This is a genomic window from Thiomicrorhabdus heinhorstiae, assembly GCF_013391765.2.
Classification (GTDB): Bacteria; Pseudomonadota; Gammaproteobacteria; order Thiomicrospirales; family Thiomicrospiraceae; genus Thiomicrorhabdus; species Thiomicrorhabdus heinhorstiae.
In genome coordinates, this window is the sequence record NZ_JACBGI020000003.1 from 91705 (window position 1) to 114774 (window position 23070).

A 23070-nucleotide genomic window follows, 5' to 3' on the forward strand; every position below is an offset into this window, starting at 1 on the left:
GAAAGAGGAAAAAAATAGGGGACCAAAGTCCCCTATCCTTTAACTAGGCGAGCCTAGTGCGATACTTAAGCTAGAGCCGCTTTTGCTTTTTCAGCAATTGCCGCAAATGCTGCTGCATCATGTACTGCAATGTCAGCAAGTACTTTACGGTCAACTTCGATTCCCGCTTTGCTTACACCGTTGATGAAACGGCTGTAAGTCATACCGTTCATACGAGCCGCTGCGTTAATACGAGCGATCCATAGACGACGGAATTGACGTTTTCTTTGACGACGGTCACGGTATGCATATTGACCCGCTTTGATGACCGCTTGACGCGCAACACGGAAAATTTTGCTACGTGCACCGTAGTAACCTTTTGCCGCTTTAAGTACTTTATTATGACGACGGCGTGCGATTACGCCTCTTTTAACTCTTGCCATGCTTTAAAATCTCCCAATTAAGCGTAAGGTAACATGCGGCGAACCATTGCCACATCATGTTCGTGAATCATGCTTCCTGAACGAAGCTGACGTTTACGCTTAGTCGACTTCTTAGTCAAAATATGACGAAGGTGAGACTGTTTGCATTTAAAGCGGCCAGAGCCGGTTTTTTTGAAGCGCTTTGCAGCACTACTGTTCGTTTTCATCTTTGGCATTGAATGAAACTCCGCATTTAAGTGATACTCCTGGGTCGCCCTTCAGCCACTCCGAGTCACTTGATTTTTACAATAGCCGTTCAAATCGGGAACGACTTTCCGGGAAACAACAAACAGCACTGAGGGAGCTGCACCGGAAGCCGATCAATTTCGATCGACCCCAGCTGTTGTGTTAAGCAAACCGTTTAAGGTTTACTTTTTCTTGGCTGGCGCAACCATCATTTGCATCTGACGGCCTTCCATCTTCGGCATCTGTTCAACGGTTCCCACCTCTTGAATATCATCCTTGATGCGCTCCAGCACTTTCAATCCCAGTTCCTTATGGGTAATCTCACGACCACGGAACCAGATGGTTACCTTGACGCGATCTCCCTTTTCCAGGAATTTCATCAGGTTGCGTAGTTTGACCTGATAATCTCCCTCCTCAGTTCCTGGGCGAAACTTAACTTCTTTTACTTGGACTTGCTTCTGGTTTTTCTTAGCTTCATGCTGCTTTTTCTGTTGCTGATACAGAAATTTGCCGTAGTCCATGATCTTGCAAACCGGAGGATTTGCTGTGGCCGCAATTTCAACTAAATCCAGACCCGCTTCGGCAGCGGCTTCCAGAGCTTCCTGAATCGGAACGATGCCGGCCTGCTCGCCTTCTGCATCGATCAAACGAACTTCACGCGAAGTGATCGCTCTGTTTATTCTATCTTTAGGTTCTTCAGGTTGTTGTGGTCTTCCACGACCTCTTCTAATTGCGATAGCAATATCCTCCGTTTATTAAAAAATAAATACAGCGTCGATTACTCGACGACACGGCCAAGGTTGGCAATATCATTATTGAGTAGATCTAACAGTTCATCAAAATCGAAAGAACCCAGGTTCTCTCCGCCTCTGGCTCGTACGTTAACGGTGCCTTCAGCCATTTCTTGATCACCTACCACTAAGATATAAGGTACGCGCTGCATGGTGTGTTCGCGAATTTTAAACCCAACCTTCTCATTTCTCAAGTCTGATTCAGCTCTAAACCCATGTTTTTTCAATTTTTTAGTCAATTCGGCAACATATTCGTTGTGAACTTCCGAGATAGACGCAGTTACCAATTGAACCGGAGCCAACCAGGTCGGGAATTTTCCTTCGTAATGCTCGACCAGGATCCCGACGAAACGTTCCAAAGATCCCAAGATAGCGCGGTGAATCATCACCGGATGCTTCTTCTCGTTATCCGAATCGACGTAAACCGCATTCAAACGCTCGGCTTGAGTCATCGAGAAATCCAACTGAATGGTTCCGCACTGCCAGACACGCCCGATACAGTCTTTTAACTGGAATTCGATTTTCGGACCGTAGAAAGCCCCTTCGCCCGGTTGCAGCGCATATTCAAGACCTGCATCCTGCAAAGTGGCTTCCAAGGCTTCTTCTGCCAAATCCCATACATCATCGGAACCGACACGCATTTCAGGGCGGGTCGAGAATTTCACCGCAATATTTTCAAAACCGAAATCCGCATAAGTTTCATAAACCAGATCGATACACCCCTGCACTTCCTGTTTAATCTGATCAGGCGTACAGAAGATATGCGCATCATCCTGTGTGAATGAGCGCACGCGCATCAGGCCGTGAAGCGTTCCGGACGGCTCGTTACGGTGAACAGTACCGAACTCAGCGATACGTACCGGCAAATCGCGGTAAGAGTGCAAATGCTGGTTAAAAACCTGAATATGCCCTGGGCAGTTCATCGGCTTAACGGCGTAATCGCGGTTATCGGTCTCGGTGGTGAACATATTGTCTTTGAACTTGTCCCAGTGACCGGATTTTTCCCATAGAGAACGATCCATAATAAATGGCGTGCGAATCTCTTCATAATCGTTGGCAACCAGCTGACCACGCATATATTCTTCTACCACGCGGTATAAAGTGGTTCCCTTCGGATGCCAAAACGCCATCCCCGGAGCGATTTCATCAACATGGAACAGATCCAGCGCCTTACCTAATTTACGATGGTCACGCTTTTCCGCCTCTTCCATCATCTGCAGGTAAGCTTTCAAATCGTCTTTATTGGCGAAAGCAACGCCGTAGATACGCTGAAGCATCTTGTTATCGGAGTTACCGCGCCAATAAGCACCGGCTACATGAGTCAGCTTAAAAGCTTTGGTGAATGACATATTCGGTACGTGCGGACCGACACACATATCCACATATTCTTCGTGGAAGTAGAAACCGAATTGAGTTTCACCCGGAAGGTCACGAATCAATTCCAACTTGTAATCTTCACCACGGGATTCGAAAGTGGCGACCGCTTCGTCGCGCGGCAACATCTTTTTGATGACCGGGTATTTGGTTTTTGCCAATTCCTGCATGCGCTTTTCGATCTTTTTCAGATCTTCCGGCGTAATTTTGTAATCCATATCGATGTCATAATAAAACCCGTTATCGATGACTGGCCCGATTGCCATCTTGACGTCAGGATAAAGTTGCTTCAAAGCATGCCCCAAAAGGTGCGCGCAAGAATGACGCATAATATGCAGACCGTCTTCATCTTTCATCGTGACGATTTCAAGCGTAGCGTCATCCGTGATTAAATCACTGGCATCTTTTAATTGTCCGTTGACGCGCCCGGCGACCGTCGCTTTCGCCAGCCCCGCGCCAATGGATTCTGCAACCTGCATAACAGATACAGGCTGCTCAAACTGCTTGGTAGAACCGTCCGGTAAAGTGATGATTGGCATGAGAAACAACTCTTCTATTCATGGATTAAAATCAAGCCAAGCATTTTAACATCTTCTAATAGAGCTAGGCTAGATTTTGATAAAGCAAAACGATAATTTTTCTCAAAAATAGGGTAGAATATCTAAAAATTTCAATTATCAAAAAACATAATCGTGCCTAGGGGCGGTCGCAAGGCCTGAGATTTCCGCAAGGATAGACCCTTGAACCTGATCCGGATCATACCGGCGTAGGAAAAGGCTGTAACGTCGAGAATACGCCAGTATTCCGTTCATACGTTGCGCTCCCAGGCGGTGAAATATGCAAAGGAACGCAATCTATGAATTTTCGCTTACGCCGATTGAACTTGGCTCTAGCCAGCCTAATGACCTTCCCCGTTTACTCTGTTCATGCCGACGAGCAACTTGCTCCTGTAACAGTTAACGCCGACCTTCGCCAGACTGAACTACAAGATATTCCTGCCAGTGTCGACGTCAAAAACGAAGCGCAAATCAAGGATCAGGGTGCAACCCATTTCGAAGATCTGCTGCTAAAAACCCCGAACGTTAACTTCTCTGGACAGTCATCCCGTCCACGCCATATCCAAATTCGCGGTATCGGCGGACGCGACGAATACACCGGCGCACCGAACTCAAGCGTCGGCTTTGCCATCGACGACATCGATTTCAGCGGCATCGGCATGGCTGCAAACCTGTTTGACGTCAAGCAAGTCGAAGTGCTAAAAGGCCCGCAAAACACCCGTTACGGACAAAACGCCATCGCCGGCTTGATTAATATCGAAAGCAACGATCCGACACCTTATGAAGAAGGCATGTTCGAAGGGACTGTCGGTCAGGATAATTTACGAGAACTGGGTATCGTCACCAGCGGCCCTTTCGGCAGCGAGTCGGACAGCACTCAGTACCGTTTCAGCCTGTTTTCCCATAACAGCGACGGTTTCCGCCACAATGAAACTTTAAATCGCGATGATACTAATAGTCGTAGTGAATTGACCTTACGCGGTAAACTGCGCTTCTTCCTAGATGATGTCACTACTCTGGACGTTACGCTATTGCATGCCGATCTGAATAACGGCTACGATGCCTGGTCACGCGACAACAGCTTTACCACCCTTTCCAACCAGCCGGGCCAGGATACTCTGTTAACCAATGCCGCTGCTTTCAAATTAAATTGGAAAGGCAATCCGAACTTCGATTTCACCAGCCGTACCAATGTCGCCTTCTCCGACATGACTTATAGCTACGATGAAGACTGGACCGCCGCTTCGGCCGGAACCTACCTGAATAACAAACAGCGCCATACCTTCAATCAGGAGCTGCGCTGGACTTCGACCCCGCAGTCAAAAATCAACGGCAATACCGACTGGCTGGCGGGCTTGTATGCATCACGCCTGGTTGAAAGTAACGAAACCGAATACTGGGGCAGCTCAAGCAGCGACTTCTCGATCAATAAACTGGCGGCTTTCGGACAGCTTGACTACGCCATGAACAGCAAAGCGACCATTACGTTGGGTTCACGCATTGAAAACGACAGTAGCGACTTCACCAACAGCAACAATGAGCACTACTCGCCGGATGACACCCTGTGGGGCGCCAACCTGACTTACAGCTACCGTTATAATGATGTTTACACGGCATATATGGGCATCAACCGCGGTTATAAAGCGGGTGGATTCAATGCAGGTCAACCGGCCGGAACGCCAAACACTTATCTGTTCTATCAAGCTGAAACCCTGATGAACTACGAGATTGGTTTGAAGGTCAATTACGCCGATCTTGGTCTGAGCAGCCAGATTACCGCTTTCTATATGGATCGCAGCAATCCGCAGTTTGACGCCTATACTTATGATCCAAGCTCCGGCACCAACTGGGTGTTCTATACCGAAAACTTCGATAGCGCCAAAAACTACGGTGTAGAAGGGAATCTTGACTGGCAGATCAACCGTCGCTTCAACCTGTTCGCCAGCCTGGGTCTGCTTAAAACCGAGATCAGCGGCACACCTCTGAATTCAGGCTTCACCATTGACGGCCGCGAACAGGCGCATGCTCCGAATTACCAATTCAATATCGGCGGGAAATACCGCTCGGCAGCCGGCTTCTACGCCGAAGCGGATCTGACCGGAGTCGACAGCTTCTATTTCGACAATACTAATGACGTTCGCTCCGACGCCTACCGCATTTTGAACGCCCGCGTCGGTTATGAAGGACAGGATTACGAAATCTATCTGTGGGGTAAAAACATCACTGACGAAACCTATGCAACCCGCGGATTCTATTTTGACTTCAACCCGCCGTGGACCAACCCGAGCAAATATGTGCGACTGGGCGATCCGCGTCAGTATGGTATCACCTACCGTTTGTATTTCTAAAACTCCCACCCAGGCCGGACTTGATAAGATATAAGTCCGGCCTATTTTTAAGGAGACAGACAATGAACATATCCGTAGACATCAGCCTTTACCCGCTTCACGAGTCCTATCGCCAGCCGGTTCTGGATTTTATCCACCGCCTGGAAGCGCACCAGGATCTGCTGATCTCGCGTAATAGCATGAGCACCACCATTTACGGAGATTATTCATTGATCATGCCGATCCTGAATGAAGAAATGCATACAACTCTGCAAGCCCTTCCTGAAAGCGTTTTTGTCATTAAGCTTTCCGGCGGTTGCCAGTAACTTTATCGGAGACATCCTATGCCAAAAACACAAGGCTACGAATCGCACGCCGATGCCTATGACCAATGGTTCGACGACAACCACGCCACCTATCAAGCGGAAATCGATGCCGTCAAACGCCTGCTTCCAAGTGGTCGCGGAATCGAAGTCGGCGCCGGCAGCGGCCGCTTCACGCAACCGCTCAATATCGACACAGGCATCGAACCGGCCAAGGCAATGCGTGATCGAGCCAAACAGGAACGCAATCTCGACCTGATCGAAGGCGTAGCCGAATCCCTGCCGATTGAAGACCGGCAATATGATTTCGCTGCCTTTATCACTTCAACCTGTTTTCTGGACGATCCTGAACAAGCTTATCTGGAAGCGGCACGAGTAACCAAAGCCGCCGGCTCGATAATCGTCGCCTTCCTTGAACGCAATTCGGAATTGGGCCAAGCTTATGAAAAACACAAACACGAGAGTCCTTTCTATTGCGATGCCACCTTTTATAGCTACCCGGAAATCGAGTCAATGCTGCAGCAAGCCGGCTTTTCGATTGTAGGCAGTGTGCAAACCGTCTTGCCGGAGAGCTCCGGAAACGAAGCAACCGCAATTCTGGACGGACACGACGAAGGAACCTTTGTTGTGGTTCGTGCCGAGAAAACCCAATAATAACCAGGAGAAAACCGTGAAAGTATCCGTCGATATCAGCATGTACCCTCTTAAGGAAGAATACTGCCAACCGATAATCGATTTTATCGAAGCGATGGAAAAGGCAGAGAAGGTGTCGATCCAGCGTAACAGTATGAGCACCCATATTTATGGTGAATTCGCCGACGTAATGAGTGCGATGAATAGCGAAATCGAAAAGGTCTTGAATGAAATTCCGCAAACCGTATTCGTCATCAAACTGATCGGTACCGATCGAGAAAAGGCGAACATTCGTGCTTGCTGATACTACCTTTACCCAAATCCTCGATACCCTAGCTGCTCAATCGGGCTGGGAATGGAGCGCCGCGATTCTTGGTATCGCTTATGTGATGCTCGCGGCAAGAAATTCCATCTGGTGCTGGCCGGCCGCCTTTATCAGCACCGCCATCTACAGCGTACTGTTCTGGGAAGGCAAACTGAGCATGCAGGCGGTATTGAATCTCTACTATCTGGCTATGGCAGTCTACGGTTACTATGCCTGGAGCAAGGCCGGACCGAAAGAAGAGACCTTACCCATCAGCCGTTTATCCAAACAGCAGCATCTGTTCTTTATACTGGGAGGTGCACTTTTCACACTGGTGATCGGAATCTGGATGGACAACCGGACGGAGAACCCTTTCCCTTACCTGGATGCGGGTGTTACGGTCTTTTCAATTATGACCACCGTACTGACTGCCCGTAGAGTTCTGGAATCCTGGGCCTACTGGCTGGTGATCGACAGTGTAGCGATCATCCTGTACGGTCTCAGTGGGTTCTATGTCACGATTTTAATGTTCATCGTTTATTTGGTCGTGGCGACTTACGGGCAAATTCACTGGTTAAAACTCTATCAAGAACAAGGCAAAAGCGAACCCGGTTTAAACGTTTAAATCCGCAGTTTTCCCTCTCTACTCAAAATAAGTCGGTCTGCTCATCCATTCCTGCAGGTCGACTTTTCCGAGTATTTCCAACTTATACAGCATAAAACGATACAACGCTCGCCAGGGAGCAATTTTGGGGATGGAATGATTGCGTTGAAGAAAACTTTGTTGCAGAGCCGACAATTGCCGCTCTGACCATACCAGTTCAAAAATGACCCACGCTAAAATTTCCGGTGCCCAAACCCAGGCATCCAAATCAACTAACGCCACTTCATTACCATCAATTAAAAACTGATCCCAACGCCAATCGATCATCACCGGTACCAACTTACCGGCTTCCTGGATATTCACTTTATCACTTAGAGGCTGGCGAATACTTTCCCAAACTACCCCCTCAAAATATCCCTCAACGCTCTCTTCCAAGCGATTGAAAAGATGTTCAATCCAGACTCTTTGACTGATTTCAGGCTGGAGCATATCACCGATCAATCCACCACTCTCTTGCCCCTCACCGGAATATAGACGTTCAATCGAAGCCAAAATTTTTTCAAACGCTGCTGCATCCAATTCAACCGCTTCATCGCGCCATGGCTTCCCTGGCAAGCATTCACTTAAAACCCAGCCCCCAACGTCGTTCGCCCCGCACTCAATCACCTTCGGAACTTTTAAACCGCTCAGGAATTCGATGAGCGAATACATCTCTTTATAACCGCTCACTGCCTGCGGGAAAGAGACGCAAAACAAACTTTGCATCCAACTCCAAAAAATTGACTTTTCCGCTGCTGTTCGCTCGGCATATTTGAGAAAAGCCCTTTGTCCAACTGCCGATTTCAGCGCCCATAAATGATGGCTGCTATCTTCGAACATGGCACTTACCGGCTGAATGGATTGATACGCCTGCAAACATTTATTCAATCTGGTACACGGCAAACTCAACGGGTCTAAAACACCTTCAGTCATCAACATCGACCCCGTTCAAAGCCTTGTATTCAATCAATTCGAAACTACAAACGTTCTGCAGAACGGCTAAGAATAGAACTGGCGTTAGCCCACCTTTTAAAGGCAGCGGCAAAATGTAATTTGTTTTCATTTATATAACAAAATTCGCTATAATCTCGCGGTTAAAAAATAATAGGGTTGCCTTCCAAAACGCTCCTCCGAGAAAACCAAAACGGAGTAAACGGCTTCGAAGAATACGCCGATTGCACAATTCTTCTAGTATAAACCGTTCAAAGCAACGCAACCAGACTCCACCAATCAGGCATGATTTCATGACCGAAAAGGATCATTTTATGAATTTAGATCAAGCGCGTTTCTTCATGGTAGAACAACAAATTCGCCCATGGGATGTACTAGACCCGACTATTCTAGATCTATTAATGAACACCCCTCGCCACGAATTCGTCAGCGAAAGCCAGATTCCACTGGCCTACAGCGACATCGAACTTCCGATCGGACATGACGAAGTGATGATGTCCCCTAAAGTCGAAGGACGATTGCTGCAAGCTCTGGATATCGAACCGCAGGACCGGATTTTGGAAATCGGCACCGGTAGCGGCTATATGACCGCTCTACTAGCCAGCTTGGGGGAAAGCGTCACCACTGTCGAACTGCATGCGGACTTGCAAGAAACCGCAAAAATCAGACTGACCAAATTTGACAATATCGATTTCCAAATCGGCGACGGTAGCCAGGATTGGGATGACAACCAGCAATACGATGTTATTTTATTAACCGGCTCGGTCAGTTCAATTCCTGAAGCCTATAAGCAGAAATTGACTCAGGGCGGTCGCTTAGGTGTGATTTGCGGTCAAGCTCCTGCGATGGTTGCACAAGTGATTACCCGCATTGCCGATCACGAATGGGCCACCGAAACTCTATTCGAAACCGAGTTAAAAGCTTTAACTCATGCTGAAGCCGTCGATAAATTCGAGTTCTGATCCTGCCTGATCTTCATCATTTCCCGCAGCGGAAAGCTATTCCGCTGCAACCTTAATTCCTTTGAATTCTCATACTCATAAAGCTCTTCAATCCTTTGCAAATTTTCTTCTGGAGCGAAGAAATTGATTTGAATTATGAATCCGTTCAAAAGTCTCTCAATAGTTCCTTTTTCCCTTGAAGCTTGATTTAAGTTTTTCTATTCTTTTTACGTGCTTCCAAGCTGTCTTATCGAACAGGTAAAATTTTTTTATATACTCATTAATAAAATTTTTTAGTTGTTCAACCCTATAACTCCAACCGTAAAATACCCGAAACTTAACCTAAATTTAAGTTTCAAACCTAGATTAACTTTACTAATTCAAGGGATAATCATATGGACTTGATAAGCCTATATCCAACCTGGTACGAACCGACCGTCGGTTCCGGCTGGGTGGTTGCTCTCATCGCAACCTTCCACGTACTGGCGTCTCACACCTCCGTCGGGGCCGCCTTACTCTTCGCCTATCTCTCTCATAAAGCCTACCGCGAAGATCGTGAAGATCTTCTGGACTTCATTAAAAAATACGGCCTCTTCTTGTTGGTCTTCACCTACGTGGCCGGCTCCATTACCGGTCCGGGGATCTGGTATTCCACCACCGTCGCCAGCCCGAACGGAATCGGTGCCCTGATTCACTCCTTCGTTTGGAAGTGGGCCACCGAGTGGGTCTTCTTCGTCATTGAGGTCGTTGGGGTCTATATGATTGTCTACCTGGTCGGTAAAGTTGATAAGCGTACCCACATGAAGATCTCTGTGATCTTCGGTCTGGCTTCCTGGGCAACCATGCTGATCATCGTCGGTATCTTGTCGTTCATGATGCTGCCTGGTAAAGAACAGTGGTTCGCAGACGGTGGTTACCTGAACGGTTTCTACGGAACCAACACCTTTATCCAATTGGGTATGCGTACCGCTTTCATGTTCACCATCACCGCCGTGGTCGGTGGGATCGTCATCGCCGGGATCAAAGATCCTGCTTTCAAGAAAGAGATGGCGCGCAAGCTGGGTTGGTTGGGGATCATTTCCACCATCGTCGGTGCCTTGATGTTCCAATGGTATCTGACTGCCGTTCCTGAACAAGCGCTATTGGTTATGGAAAACCGTCTACCGGATTACTTCATGCCAAGCATCGTGGCGGTATTGGCCGGTACATTGGCGTACTTCATTATTACCATGATCCGCCCTCAGACTCTGGTACAAGGTTTTGCCGGTGCCATGGCGGTGATCATTCTGGTCGCCGGTCTGTGGCCGGAAGAGACCGCGCGTGAATCGATGCGTAAACCTTGGGTTGCCGGACAGTACGTCTACTCGAACCAGGTTATCGGTCGTGACGTCCCTGGGATGGACATTAAGTCGCAGTTGCCTCTCCTGGAGAAAGTCGGGATTTTGAAAGCGCATCCGTTTACCCCGGAACACCTTCGTGAAGTGAATGAAGGTAACAAGATTCAGGCGGGTGAATTCATTGCGATGACTTACTGCTCGAACTGTCACTCTCCAAGCGAGACCGGTATCCGTCCTCTGCACCGTTACTTCCCTGAAGGCGTGTCTCAGGAACGCGTTGCCAAGTATGTTAAAGGGGTGTTGACCACCGGTAATATCGCTTATATGCCCAAAATGCCAATGACCGATTCCGAGGTGGATGCCTTGGCGGCTTACTTGGTTCTAAACAACAACGGCGGCCAGGCCGCAGTGACCGCAGCGATCGATTCGGAAATCGCGCAACGTGATCGTGCGTTGGCTGAGAAAAACGCTTCCGATAAGGTTGCCGCTCTTGATTTTGTACAGGAGGTCAAATAATGGATGCGTCACAAGTAGCACAAGTTACGGAAATGATGTACGCCCTGCGTAACCCTGCAGGGATTCCGACCTTCCCGATTATCTTCATCGGGTTGGGTGTACTGACATTCGCTCTGCACATTCTGTTCGTTCAGTTGATGCTGGGTACTTCCGCCATCACCCTTTACGGTGCCTTTAGAGAGAATGCTTACTGGCGCCGTCTGGGTGCGGCCATGCTGGAAATCGCCAAGGTCTCGGTCTCGGTGGCCGTGGTGATCGGGGTTGCACCGCTGTTGTTCGTACAGGTTATTTACGATCCGCACTGGTATACCTCGAACGTCTTGTCTGCGGACTGGGTTATTGCTTTTATCGTCATCTTGATTTTGGCGTACTGGGCGATGTATTACTTCTACTTCCGCAACTCGAAGAATGCCGATAAGACGGCGGTGCCTAGTTCACGTTGGTCGATGTTGATCAGCTTGGCTCTAATGCTGGTCGTGGGCTTTATCATGCACAGCTTGACTTCGCAGATCTTGCACCCTGAGTTGTGGAAAGAGTGGTATATGCAAAACGGCAAGTTGGATTACAGCGGTGATCAGTTGCATGCGTTCAATATCTGGCGTTATGCCTTCTTCATCAGTATGTCGATTCCGGTGACCGGTGCGATGCTGGTCACTTACCGTCGCTTCAAGTCGGTACGTGAAGATGCCGACCACGACTACCTGAACTGGGCGGCCGAAGTCGGTAAAAAATGGATCAAAGTCGGTTCGGTAATTGCCACAGTGCTGTATGTCATGTGGATGGTCACTCTGCCGGAAACCGCCGGTAACTTCGCAACCTCAATCTGGGGCATCCTGGGTGGTGTGGCCGTCATCGGTTATGCACTATGGGCTCAGTTGCGTCTGCGTGGCGAAGCGAGATTCTGCAGCTATATGGCTTTACCGATGGCGTTGGTGATCGGTCTGGTGGTAGCGATCTCTCGCGAGATTCTGCGCTACGACATCCTGAACGGCTTCTTCCACTATGACTTCTTCGATTACAAGATCGTCATGGACTGGTACTCAACCGGCTTGTTCTTCCTGACCTTCGCGATTGTCGGCGGGGTGGTCTTGAGCTATTTCCTGACCATCGCATGGAAATCGGGGCAAACCGTTGGAGTATACACTCCGGGTGCCGGCGTCAATAAACTGGGGACCCTTTCCATCTGGATCGTGGTTCTATGGATTATCCAGTTCTTCGTCGTCGGCTTCTATGTTTGGGCTCAGTAAGGAGGCGTCATGAAAAACTCAATCAAACTTAAAACACTATTAGCCGCTTGCAGCTTGATGGCGGCAGCCTCAGCCCAGGCGGAACCAACCATGGCCAACGCTCAAGCAATGGCTTGGCAATGTGCGCCTTGCCACGGAACCAATGGTCAGGAATTCAAGGAGGCCATGCCTCCACTGGCAGGCATGCCTGCTCAACAATTCATCGATGCCATGACGGCTTATCGAGAAGGTACGCGCGCTGCGGTCATTATGGATCGCGTTGCCCGCGGCTTTACCGACGATGAAATCAAAGCAATGGCTATCTGGTTTGAAAAGCAACCGGTCAAACAATGGGACAAAACCAGCTTAACGGAATCGCTTGAAGCGCAAGCTTCAGCCGCCGCGACAGGAGGTCAGAAATGAGCCAACAAGAAAATAAAGTTTTCGATAGCAAAATCACCCGCCGTGATTTGATCAAGGTATTCGGTGTTTCCGCCGTCGCAGCAACCGGTTTGTTCGGTGCGAGCGAAAAAGCTTACGCCAAGTCGGCAGGGCATGTCGTCATTCTGGGCGGCGGTATCGGTGGTTCGACATTTGCCAAATATCTGCGCTTTGCAGATCCGGATGTCAAAATCACCATTATCGAACAATATCCGGAATACATCACCTGCCCTCGAAGCAACGATGTTATCGTCGGTTATCACACATTGGATGAATTGACTTTTAATCTGGATACTGTGAAGTCCAAATACAATGTTAATGTCATTATCGACAAAGTAACCGATGCGGATTTTGACAAGAAAACCGTCTCTACAGCCAAAGGACAAACCGTTTCTTACGATAAATTGGTGGTTTCTCCTGGGATCGACTTTAAATTCGAAGATTATGAAGGTATGAGCAAAGAAATCGCTGAAACCAAAATCTTCCACGGTTATAAAGCCGGCCCACAAACTCTGGCGCTAAGAAAACAACTGCTGGCAGTTCCGCAAGGTGGTACGGCGATTATCGCTCCACCGAAGAATCCGTTCCGTTGTCCTCCAGGACCATATGAACGCGCCTCTTTCTTTGCGGAATATTTCCAAAAGCATAATCCGACTGCCAAAGTGATTGTTCTGGATCCAAAAGACCACTTCACCAAAGATGTTCCATTTAAAAAAGCGTGGGAACGTCTATACGGATATAAAACCGACAATGCTCTGATCGAGTGGGTTTCCGGTTCCGAAGGTGGCGGTGTTATGGGCGTAGATGCCGATAATATGACCGTCGAAACCATGGCTGGTACTTTCAAGGCTGACATGATCAACCTGATTCCAAACCAGCGTGCCGGTAAACTGGCTCAAAAACTTGGTTTGACCGATGCTTCCGGCTGGTGTCCGATTGATCGTCACTCTTTCGAATCGACCATTCAGAAAGAAGTTTACGTGCTTGGTGACAGTACTATCGCAGATGCGATGCCGAAATCCGGTTATGCCGCCAACTCTCAAGCAAAAGTTTGTGCTCAAGCCGTCGCAGACACCCTTAAAGACCGTCCGCTGGGTAGAGCGATTTACTCTAACGTCTGTTACAGTCTGGCCGGTGAAAACTACGGTGTATCCATCGCGGCGATTTATGAAGTACGTGACGGCTTTATTCAGCCTAAAGGTAAATCAGCCGGTGTCTCGCCAATTACCGATAAGCCTGCGCAACCGATTCTGGAAGCGGTTTATCAGAAAAACTGGCAGCGTGAATTCGTCAAAGACGTATTCTCTTAATTAAGTGGTGGAGGACAAAACAATGTTAAAAAGAACCTTATTAGCCGCCGCTTTAATCGGATTTACCGGAGTGGCAATTGCCGATGGACATGGAGAGAAACCGCACGCCAATCCTTGGAGCAATTTCTCTCTGGATAACACTTTGCAATCAATGCCTGCCGGTGACGCGACACGCGGACAAAGCCTGCATTCGCAAATGATGTGTAACTCTTGCCACGGGGAGAATGGCGAATCCCCTTCCCGTAACTATGCTTCCATCAACGGACAACCGGCCGAGTATACCGTCAAAATGATGTTGGATTACCGTGACGGTCGTCGTTGGGAAGATTACAAGCAAGCGAATATCATGGTCAAACTGGCTCAAGCACTGGACGATCAGCAAATTGCCGATCTAGCCGCATTCTATGCTCAGGGTTCAACCCAGGCATGGGGCTACACCAAGCCGCTTGATCAAGACATGCATAACAAAGTAGATCACCTGGTTCGTAAAGGTGATTTCGGTCGCATGATTACACCTTGTGCATCGTGCCACGGTGCAAAAGGCGAAGGTAATGAAATTGCTCCAGCACTTGCCGGACAAGTTCCTGAATACTTCGTACGTACCATGCAAGCTTACAAAGACGGCGCTCGCCATAACGACGTCAATGAAGGTATGTCGCAGTTTACTCACGACCTAACCGATGCAGAAATCGAAGCCTTGGCTGAATACTATGCATCCTTAAATAAACAATAAGGAGTCAAGCATGAACGGTATGAAAGCAATTTTCTGGGGATTTATCCTCACATTCGGTACTGTATTTTTAATGTGGTTACTTAGCATGATCACAGTTGTCTAAGAGTGGCAAAACTCTAAAACAGCAAACATCCGATAAAAAGCCTGCGCAAGCAGGCTTTTTTGTTTTCCTTCGGTGTAAGATCCAAAAAGAGATTCAATACTCCTGGCAAAACAATTTTAATTTGCCGTCAAGCCAAGCAAAAAGTAAGCTTATCTAAGTGCACCTAAAACTTAGTGTCGGAAACAGCCTTTCTAAAACATTCGATACCAAAACGGCACGCTCATTAAACCTTTTCAACCTCGCTCATGACTAAATGGCAACCTCCTCTTCCTGAATGAGAAAGTCATAAAAACACAACATCGCCTCGCCTGATTTACAGGCATGATTCACATAAATTTAATTAAACAACAACCATTTATAAATTTTTTATACATGGATTAATAAATTTTTTTAGTTGTTCAAGCCAAATCCATCAACTTTACAATAGCCGGAATATAAGCGAAGACTTATATCAAAATCAATTTTACTAATGCAAGGGATAATCATATGGACTTGATAAGCCTATATCCAACCTGGTACGAACCGACCGTCGGTTCCGGCTGGGTGGTTGCTCTCATCGCAACCTTCCACGTACTGGCGTCTCACACCTCCGTCGGGGCCGCCTTACTCTTCGCCTATCTCTCTCATAAAGCCTACCGCGAAGATCGTGAAGATCTTCTGGACTTCATTAAAAAATACGGCCTCTTCTTGTTGGTCTTCACCTACGTGGCCGGCTCCATTACCGGTCCGGGGATCTGGTATTCCACCACCGTCGCCAGCCCGAACGGAATCGGTGCCCTGATTCACTCCTTCGTTTGGAAGTGGGCCACCGAGTGGGTCTTCTTCGTCATTGAGGTCGTTGGGGTCTATATGATTGTCTACCTGGTCGGTAAAGTTGATAAGCGTACCCACATGAAGATCTCTGTGATCTTCGGTCTGGCTTCCTGGGCAACCATGCTGATCATCGTCGGTATCTTGTCGTTCATGATGCTGCCTGGTAAAGAACAGTGGTTCGCAGACGGTGGTTACCTGAACGGTTTCTACGGAACCAACACCTTTATCCAATTGGGTATGCGTACCGCTTTCATGTTCACCATCACCGCCGTGGTCGGTGGGATCGTCATCGCCGGGATCAAAGATCCTGCTTTCAAGAAAGAGATGGCGCGCAAGCTGGGTTGGTTGGGGATCATTTCCACCATCGTCGGTGCCTTGATGTTCCAATGGTATCTGACTGCCGTTCCTGAACAAGCGCTATTGGTTATGGAAAACCGTCTACCGGATTACTTCATGCCAAGCATCGTGGCGGTATTGGCCGGTACATTGGCGTACTTCATTATTACCATGATCCGCCCTCAGACTCTGGTACAAGGTTTTGCCGGTGCCATGGCGGTGATCATTCTGGTCGCCGGTCTGTGGCCGGAAGAGACCGCGCGTGAATCGATGCGTAAACCTTGGGTTGCCGGACAGTACGTCTACTCGAACCAGGTTATCGGTCGTGACGTCCCTGGGATGGACATTAAGTCGCAGTTGCCTCTCCTGGAGAAAGTCGGGATTTTGAAAGCGCATCCGTTTACCCCGGAACACCTTCGTGAAGTGAATGAAGGTAACAAGATTCAGGCGGGTGAATTCATTGCGATGACTTACTGCTCGAACTGTCACTCTCCAAGCGAGACCGGTATCCGTCCTCTGCACCGTTACTTCCCTGAAGGCGTGTCTCAGGAACGCGTTGCCAAGTATGTTAAAGGGGTGTTGACCACCGGTAATATCGCTTATATGCCCAAAATGCCAATGACCGATTCCGAGGTGGATGCCTTGGCGGCTTACTTGGTTCTAAACAACAACGGCGGCCAGGCCGCAGTGACCGCAGCGATCGATTCGGAAATCGCGCAACGTGATCGTGCGTTGGCTGAGAAAAACGCTTCCGATAAGGTTGCCGCTCTTGATTTTGTACAGGAGGTCAAATAATGGATGCGTCACAAGTAGCACAAGTTACGGAAATGATGTACGCCCTGCGTAACCCTGCAGGGATTCCGACCTTCCCGATTATCTTCATCGGGTTGGGTGTACTGACATTCGCTCTGCACATTCTGTTCGTTCAGTTGATGCTGGGTACTTCCGCCATCACCCTTTACGGTGCCTTTAGAGAGAATGCTTACTGGCGCCGTCTGGGTGCGGCCATGCTGGAAATCGCCAAGGTCTCGGTCTCGGTGGCCGTGGTGATCGGGGTTGCACCGCTGTTGTTCGTACAGGTTATTTACGATCCGCACTGGTATACCTCGAACGTCTTGTCTGCGGACTGGGTTATTGCTTTTATCGTCATCTTGATTTTGGCGTACTGGGCGATGTATTACTTCTACTTCCGCAACTCGAAGAATGCCGATAAGACGGCGGTGCCTAGTTCACGTTGGTCGATGTTGATCAGCTTGGCTCTAATGCTGGTCGTGGGCTTTATCATGCACAGCTTGACTTCGCAGATCTTGCACCCTGAGTTGTGGAAAGAGTGGTATATGCAAAACGGCAAGTTGGATTACAGCGGTGATCAGTTGCATGCGTTCAATATCTGGCGTTATGCCTTCTTCATCAGTATGTCGATTCCGGTGACCGGTGCGATGCTGGTCACTTACCGTCGCTTCAAGTCGGTACGTGAAGATGCCGACCACGACTACCTGAACTGGGCGGCCGAAGTCGGTAAAAAATGGATCAAAGTCGGTTCGGTAATTGCCACAGTGCTGTATGTCATGTGGATGGTCACTCTGCCGGAAACCGCCGGTAACTTCGCAACCTCAATCTGGGGCATCCTGGGTGGTGTGGCCGTCATCGGTTATGCACTATGGGCTCAGTTGCGTCTGCGTGGCGAAGCGAGATTCTGCAGCTATATGGCTTTACCGATGGCGTTGGTGATCGGTCTGGTGGTAGCGATCTCTCGCGAGATTCTGCGCTACGACATCCTGAACGGCTTCTTCCACTATGACTTCTTCGATTACAAGATCGTCATGGACTGGTACTCAACCGGCTTGTTCTTCCTGACCTTCGCGATTGTCGGCGGGGTGGTCTTGAGCTATTTCCTGACCATCGCATGGAAATCGGGGCAAACCGTTGGAGTATACACTCCGGGTGCCGGCGTCAATAAACTGGGGACCCTTTCCATCTGGATCGTGGTTCTATGGATTATCCAGTTCTTCGTCGTCGGCTTCTATGTTTGGGCTCAGTAAGGAAAAGGAAAGCTTTATGAAACAAACAGTCATTGCCACCCTGTTGGCCACCGCATTTGCGGTTGCCGCCCCTTCCGCTATCGCAGCGGAAGGCGGTAAAAAGAAACTGACTCAGGAACAGATCGATAAGGTGGTTCAGTCACAACCCATGCCGACAGGGAAAATGTTGGCAGATAACTGCTCTGCGTGTCACGGCACCTTGGGCGCGGAATTTAACGAAGCTATGCCGCCATTGGCCGGAATGAAAAAGGAAAATTTCATTAAGTTGATGAAAGCGTTCCGCGCGAATGCCTTTCCGACCATCGTGATGCATGACGTCGCTTACGTCTTTACCGATACGGAAATCGAAGCGATGGCGGATTATTTCGCTGCTCAGAAAGCCGAAGAATGGACTCGCCCTGACTTTAAAGGAGAAGGCAAATGAGCCAGATTACCCGACGCGACCTCATTAAACTGTTCGGTGCAGGCGCGGCTGCCAGTACCGGATTGCTTGGTGCTTCCAAACAGGCCTATGCCAAAAGCAGTGCACACATCGTCATCGTCGGTGGCGGTATCGGCGGTGCGGCGTTTGCCAAATACATGCGTTTGGCCAATGCCGACGTCAAGATCACCATGATTGAACCGAATCCGCAATACACCTTTTGCCCCGGCAGTAACGAGATTCTATCCGGCCATGAGACGTTGGAAAACCTGACCGTCAACTACAACACCCTGAAAAGTCGTTTCAATATTGATGTAGTGCAGGATATTGCAACCGAAATCAATTACGAAGGTCATCAGATTTCGACCATCAGAAGCGGTCAAATCAGCTACGACAAATTAGTCGTTTCTCCCGGCCCGGATTTCGACTACCAGTTTGTCGACGGCTACGATGCCGAATTGGCCGAAGGCGATTTCCCGCATGCTTGGAAAGCCGGTCCGCAAACGCTTAAATTGAAGCAGCAGATCGATTCCATGCGTCAGGGCGGCACTATGGTAATCAGTGCACCGAGCAATCCGTATCGCTGCCCACCGGCACCTTATGAACGTGCCTCTTTTATCGCGAATATGCTCAAGCAGAGTAACCCGACAGCCAAACTGTTGATTCTGGATTCGAAAACAAGCTATGTGTTCCAAAATCACTTTGAACACTACTGGAAACAGCACCACAATTTCGGCCAGGAAAATGCGCGTATCGAATGGGTTTCTGCAAAAAAAGGCGGAACGGTTATCAAGCTGGATGCTGCTGAAAAAATCGTCACGACCGTTGGCGGTGAAAAAATCAAGGCGGACGTCATCAACATTATTCCGGAAGAAAAAGCCGGTCGTTTCGCAATTGCCAACGGCTTGGCTTTAGGCAAGAACTGGGTACCTTACGAACCTAAGACCTTTGCCTCTAAAGTCCATCCTGATGTTTATGTAATTGGTGACACCGTCGATGCGCCTATGCCGAAAACCGGCTATGTGGCCAGCAATCAGGCGAAAGTGGTCGCCGCAGCCATTAACGATCTGCTTGCCGGCAAAGAGCCCGGCACCCCGTTCATTACCAACAACTGTGTTGCCATGGCCGGTGAAGATTACGGTATGACCATTACCGCCACCTTCCGCTATACGGGCGAAACCAAAGGCAAAGGCTTCCTGACACAGGTACGTACTTCGAAAATCAGCGAAAACCCAAGCGTCAATCGTATTCGCGCCGAAGTTGCCAAAAACTGGCAGCGTACTTTCCGTAAAGACATGTTCAGCTAAGGAGCCTCGACAATGATTAAGATGAAAAAAATCGTTTTATTCGGCGCCTTGTCTCTGGGCGTCGCATACAGTATGAGTGCCTTGGCCTCCGAACACGGCCACGCTGCCAAAGCGGAGCCTTGGACTTTGGCAAAATGGGATCAGACTGCGGCAAACCTGCCTGGCGGTAATGCTGCCAAAGGCGAAGCATTGCATAAAAACAACTTCTGCATGGCCTGTCACGGTGCAGAAGGAGTGGCTCCATCGCGCAATGCGCCGAGTCTTGCCGGCAATACGGTGGAATACACCTACAAAACCCTGAAAGACTATCAGAGCACTTTGCGCAATGAAGGCAATGGTAAATCTGCAGTGATGATTACCGCCGCGCAAACCCTGAGCGATCAGGATATTGCCGACTTGGCCGCCTACTATGCAAGCCAGGTGATTCCTGCAAAACCTACCCCTATGACGGTTGATCCGGCAATTGAGCTATTGGTGCGCAAAGGTGATTTTAATCGCATGATTACGCCTTGCGCCTCTTGCCATGGCGCTCATGGAGAAGGTAAAGATATCACCCCGGCTTTGGCTGGACAGACTCCGGAGTATTTCGTCCGTACCATGCATGCTTATAAGAACGGGCACCGTACCAACGATATTAATGAAGGTATGTCGCAGTTCACTCACGATTTGACCGATGCAGAAATCGAAGCCCTAGCCGAGTATTATGCATCGTTGAGTAAACAATAAGGAGGTCAAGATGAACGGTTTGAAAGCCATTTTCTGGGGATTCGTTCTGACTTTCGGCACAGTGTTTTTAATGTGGCTGCTAAGTATGATCACCGTTGTTTAATCCTTAACAACCTCTCCTGAATAAAAGGCCGTGCTTATTGCTCGGCTTTTTATTTTCTCCTAGCAAATGACCTTCTCTAAACCCCTTTAATTGGCCGAAATTGTCTTTCAATGCTTCTTTAATTTAGCCAAAAATCCACCTCACCATCACCGATCCCTCTAAATATAAAGCGAGCTATTTTCCGATCCCGTTATTAATGCTATATTTAGATTTCTGTTTTAGGCGCCACGCTACATCTGCTTCGTAACCAAGTTCGGTTTTTCCTGAAATTCTCTAATCTGATTTGGACGATTTTTTTTACCGTTTCAGGCATTTTCCGCCCGGCGGATTTTTATTTGTAGCCTTTATTTCATCCAACGCCATATTCATACAGCCTCGACAGGTTATATATTAATTTTCACCGTTCAATCGTAATGCATTAAGACCCGTTAAAACCTATGAAACACGCCCAACTGCAAATCCAATACGGCCAAGCTTCCGAAGCGGGTCGCAAACCCGTCAATCAGGATTTCCACGGTCTGTGCATTCCACAAGATTATCTGCTGGAATCAAAAGGCATCGCCATCGGTTTGGCGGACGGCGTCAGCAGCAGCGAAGTCAGTCAAGTCGCCAGCGAAACCGCAGTAAGTAACTTCCTCGAAGATTATTACAGTACGCCGGAATCCTGGCCGGTGAAAAAATCCGCCGTCAGAGTGCTTAACGCCATTAACTCATGGCTCTACGCGCAAACCCGAAAAAGCCAAAACCGCCGCAATTTCAATAAAGGCTATGTAACCACCTTCAGCGCCGTGATATTAAAATCGCATAGCGCACACCTGTTCCATTGCGGTGACAGCCGTATCTATCGGCTGGCAGACAACCGCCTCGTCCAACTGACGGAAGATCACCGAACCTGGATCTCGGAAGAGCAGAGTTATTTAAACCGTGCCATGGGAATAAAAAACTTCCTGAATCTGGATTATCACGAAGTCAGCACCAATCCCGGAGACATCTTTATTCTTGCCACCGATGGTATTTACGAATGGGTCGATAACACATCCATAACGCAACTGACGCAAGAATATGTCGACGATCTGGATCAGGCTGCGCAGAAAATTCTTCAAGCGGCCTATGACGCCGGCAGCAACGATAACTTAAGCATTCAGATTATCAGAATCACCCAACTGCCCGAGTTTCAGTTACATGAAATCAAGCACCAGCTGGATCAGCTGCCTTTCTCACGTCCTCTGGAAGTCAAAGAAGAGTTCGACGGTTATCTGATTCTCAGAGAGCTCTCGGCCAACACCCGCAGTTATGTGTATCTTGCGCAGGATATCCAGAGCGAAAGAAAAGTGATCTTGAAGCTTCCCGCTCTGGAACAGCAACACGATCTCGACTATCTGGAACGCTTTTTAATGGAAGAGTGGATCGCCAGACGGTTGAATCATCCGCATCTGCTGAAATCTTTCCCGCCTGAACGCAAACGCAACTACCTCTATACCGTTAGCGAATTTATCGAAGGGCAAACCTTGCACCAGTGGATGAAAGACAACAAGAAAGCCGATCTGCAAACCATGCGCAGCATTATCGGCCAGGTCATTCAGGCGTTATACGCTCTGCACCGTCTGGAAATCCTGCACCGCGATCTGCGACCACACAATATCATGATCGATAATCACGGAACGGTAACTCTGATCGATTTCGGTTCGGTCAAAATTCCCGGCGTCGCCGAGCTTAGAGACCCGAAGAAAAAAGAGAAAAATATCGGCACGGCGTTATACAGTGCGACGGAATTTTTTCTCGGCAACACCGGCGATAAACGTTCGGATCAGTTCTCTCTGGCCGTTATCGCTTACGAGCTCTTGAGCGGTAAACTACCCTATGGAACGGACGTTGCCAAGGCCAATACCCGAGCCGCGCAACTAAAATTGAAATACCGCAGCCTGAGTATTGAAAACCCGGAAATACCGGCCTGGGTCGATGAAGCCATCAAAAAAGCCGTCAATCCGAACCCGCAGAGACGTTACGAGGAAATCTCCGAATTCTTCGCCGACCTGAATCATCCGAATTCGAAGTTCGCCAGCAAACATCAACCGCCGCTCATCGAAAGCAATCCTCTGCTATTCTGGAAAGGACTTTCTTTATTCTTATTTCTGACGCTTCTGATCGTAATTATCACAAAATAG

Annotated in this window: 22 protein-coding genes and 1 riboswitch; of the genes, 17 read left to right on the plus strand and 5 right to left on the minus strand. The window is 48.6% G+C overall.

Features of this window, described 5'->3' with window-relative positions; translation table 11 throughout:
• Positions 1-65: 65 nt before the first annotated feature.
• The 4 genes from rplT to thrS all read right to left on the minus strand — a co-directional run bounded on the left by rplT (position 66) and on the right by thrS (position 3351).
• The gene (rplT, locus tag H8792_RS03250; RefSeq protein WP_185977499.1) at positions 66-422 is read right to left on the minus strand and encodes a 50S ribosomal protein L20; all 357 of its coding nucleotides are present in this window, start codon (positions 420-422) and stop codon (positions 66-68) included.
• Positions 423-439: 17 nt separating this feature from the next.
• Positions 440-637, minus strand: a complete 198-nt coding sequence (gene rpmI / locus H8792_RS03255; RefSeq protein ID WP_185977500.1) for a 50S ribosomal protein L35 — start codon at positions 635-637, stop codon at positions 440-442.
• 192 nt (positions 638-829) lie between these two features.
• Complete coding sequence (gene infC / locus H8792_RS03260) at positions 830-1378, minus strand: translation initiation factor IF-3 (RefSeq protein WP_185977577.1); 549 nt, start codon at positions 1376-1378, stop codon at positions 830-832.
• Between the two features lie 47 nt (positions 1379-1425).
• Positions 1426-3351, minus strand: coding sequence for a threonine--tRNA ligase (gene thrS / locus H8792_RS03265; protein ID WP_185977501.1), 1926 nt, complete (start codon positions 3349-3351; stop codon positions 1426-1428).
• A 149-nt stretch (positions 3352-3500) separates the two neighbouring features.
• Positions 3501-3603, plus strand: a riboswitch (TPP riboswitch).
• 65 nt (positions 3604-3668) lie between these two features.
• Between thrS and H8792_RS03270 the strand changes: the two genes are divergently transcribed.
• From H8792_RS03270 to pnuC, 5 genes are all read left to right on the plus strand, one after another.
• Positions 3669-5717, plus strand: a complete 2049-nt coding sequence (locus tag H8792_RS03270; RefSeq protein ID WP_185977502.1) for a TonB-dependent receptor — start codon at positions 3669-3671, stop codon at positions 5715-5717.
• Positions 5718-5779: 62 nt separating this feature from the next.
• Complete coding sequence (locus H8792_RS03275) at positions 5780-6022, plus strand: hypothetical protein (protein WP_185977503.1); 243 nt, start codon at positions 5780-5782, stop codon at positions 6020-6022.
• 18 nt (positions 6023-6040) lie between these two features.
• Positions 6041-6673 carry a class I SAM-dependent methyltransferase gene (locus tag H8792_RS03280; RefSeq protein ID WP_185977504.1) on the plus strand — a complete coding sequence of 211 codons (633 nt, stop codon included), beginning with the start codon at positions 6041-6043 and terminating at the stop codon, positions 6671-6673.
• 16 nt (positions 6674-6689) lie between these two features.
• Positions 6690-6956, plus strand: a complete 267-nt coding sequence (locus tag H8792_RS03285; protein ID WP_185977505.1) for a YkoF family thiamine/hydroxymethylpyrimidine-binding protein — start codon at positions 6690-6692, stop codon at positions 6954-6956.
• The gene (gene pnuC / locus H8792_RS03290) at positions 6946-7581 is read left to right on the plus strand and encodes a nicotinamide riboside transporter PnuC (RefSeq protein WP_324187588.1); all 636 of its coding nucleotides are present in this window, start codon (positions 6946-6948) and stop codon (positions 7579-7581) included. The genes H8792_RS03285 and pnuC overlap by 11 nt, the downstream gene beginning before the upstream one ends.
• An 18-nt stretch (positions 7582-7599) precedes the next feature.
• On the opposite strand, the gene H8792_RS03295 is transcribed toward pnuC, so the two are convergent.
• Positions 7600-8532: a hypothetical protein gene (locus tag H8792_RS03295; protein WP_185977506.1), complete on the minus strand. Its 933-nt coding sequence runs from the start codon at positions 8530-8532 to the stop codon at positions 7600-7602.
• Positions 8533-8864: 332 nt separating this feature from the next.
• Between H8792_RS03295 and H8792_RS03300 the strand changes: the two genes are divergently transcribed.
• From H8792_RS03300 to H8792_RS03355, 12 genes are all read left to right on the plus strand, one after another.
• Positions 8865-9512, plus strand: a complete 648-nt coding sequence (locus H8792_RS03300) for a protein-L-isoaspartate O-methyltransferase family protein (RefSeq protein WP_185977507.1) — start codon at positions 8865-8867, stop codon at positions 9510-9512.
• A gap of 374 nt (positions 9513-9886) precedes the next feature.
• Entirely contained in the window at positions 9887-11344 is a 1458-nt protein-coding gene (locus H8792_RS03305; protein ID WP_185977508.1) for a c-type cytochrome, read from the plus strand.
• On the plus strand, positions 11344-12591 hold the full coding sequence (locus tag H8792_RS03310) for a hypothetical protein (RefSeq protein ID WP_185977509.1): 1248 nt from the start codon (positions 11344-11346) through the stop codon (positions 12589-12591). The genes H8792_RS03305 and H8792_RS03310 overlap by 1 nt, the downstream gene beginning before the upstream one ends.
• Positions 12592-12600: 9 nt before the next feature.
• Entirely contained in the window at positions 12601-12993 is a 393-nt protein-coding gene (locus tag H8792_RS03315; RefSeq protein WP_185977510.1) for a c-type cytochrome, read from the plus strand.
• A complete protein-coding gene (locus H8792_RS03320) occupies positions 12990-14321 on the plus strand; it encodes an NAD(P)/FAD-dependent oxidoreductase (RefSeq protein WP_185977511.1) in 1332 nt (443 codons plus the stop codon). Before H8792_RS03315 ends, H8792_RS03320 begins: the two co-directional genes overlap by 4 nt.
• A 22-nt stretch (positions 14322-14343) precedes the next feature.
• Positions 14344-15054 carry a c-type cytochrome gene (locus H8792_RS03325; RefSeq protein WP_185977512.1) on the plus strand — a complete coding sequence of 237 codons (711 nt, stop codon included), beginning with the start codon at positions 14344-14346 and terminating at the stop codon, positions 15052-15054.
• Positions 15055-15643: 589 nt separating this feature from the next.
• On the plus strand, positions 15644-17101 hold the full coding sequence (locus H8792_RS03330) for a c-type cytochrome (protein WP_185977508.1): 1458 nt from the start codon (positions 15644-15646) through the stop codon (positions 17099-17101).
• The gene (locus tag H8792_RS03335) at positions 17101-18348 is read left to right on the plus strand and encodes a hypothetical protein (protein ID WP_185977509.1); all 1248 of its coding nucleotides are present in this window, start codon (positions 17101-17103) and stop codon (positions 18346-18348) included. Before H8792_RS03330 ends, H8792_RS03335 begins: the two co-directional genes overlap by 1 nt.
• A gap of 16 nt (positions 18349-18364) precedes the next feature.
• Entirely contained in the window at positions 18365-18772 is a 408-nt protein-coding gene (locus tag H8792_RS03340) for a c-type cytochrome (RefSeq protein WP_185977513.1), read from the plus strand.
• The gene (locus H8792_RS03345) at positions 18769-20076 is read left to right on the plus strand and encodes an NAD(P)/FAD-dependent oxidoreductase (RefSeq protein WP_185977514.1); all 1308 of its coding nucleotides are present in this window, start codon (positions 18769-18771) and stop codon (positions 20074-20076) included. The genes H8792_RS03340 and H8792_RS03345 overlap by 4 nt, the downstream gene beginning before the upstream one ends.
• Positions 20077-20088: 12 nt before the next feature.
• Entirely contained in the window at positions 20089-20802 is a 714-nt protein-coding gene (locus H8792_RS03350) for a c-type cytochrome (protein ID WP_228766914.1), read from the plus strand.
• A gap of 540 nt (positions 20803-21342) precedes the next feature.
• Entirely contained in the window at positions 21343-23070 is a 1728-nt protein-coding gene (locus H8792_RS03355; RefSeq protein ID WP_185977515.1) for a bifunctional protein-serine/threonine kinase/phosphatase, read from the plus strand.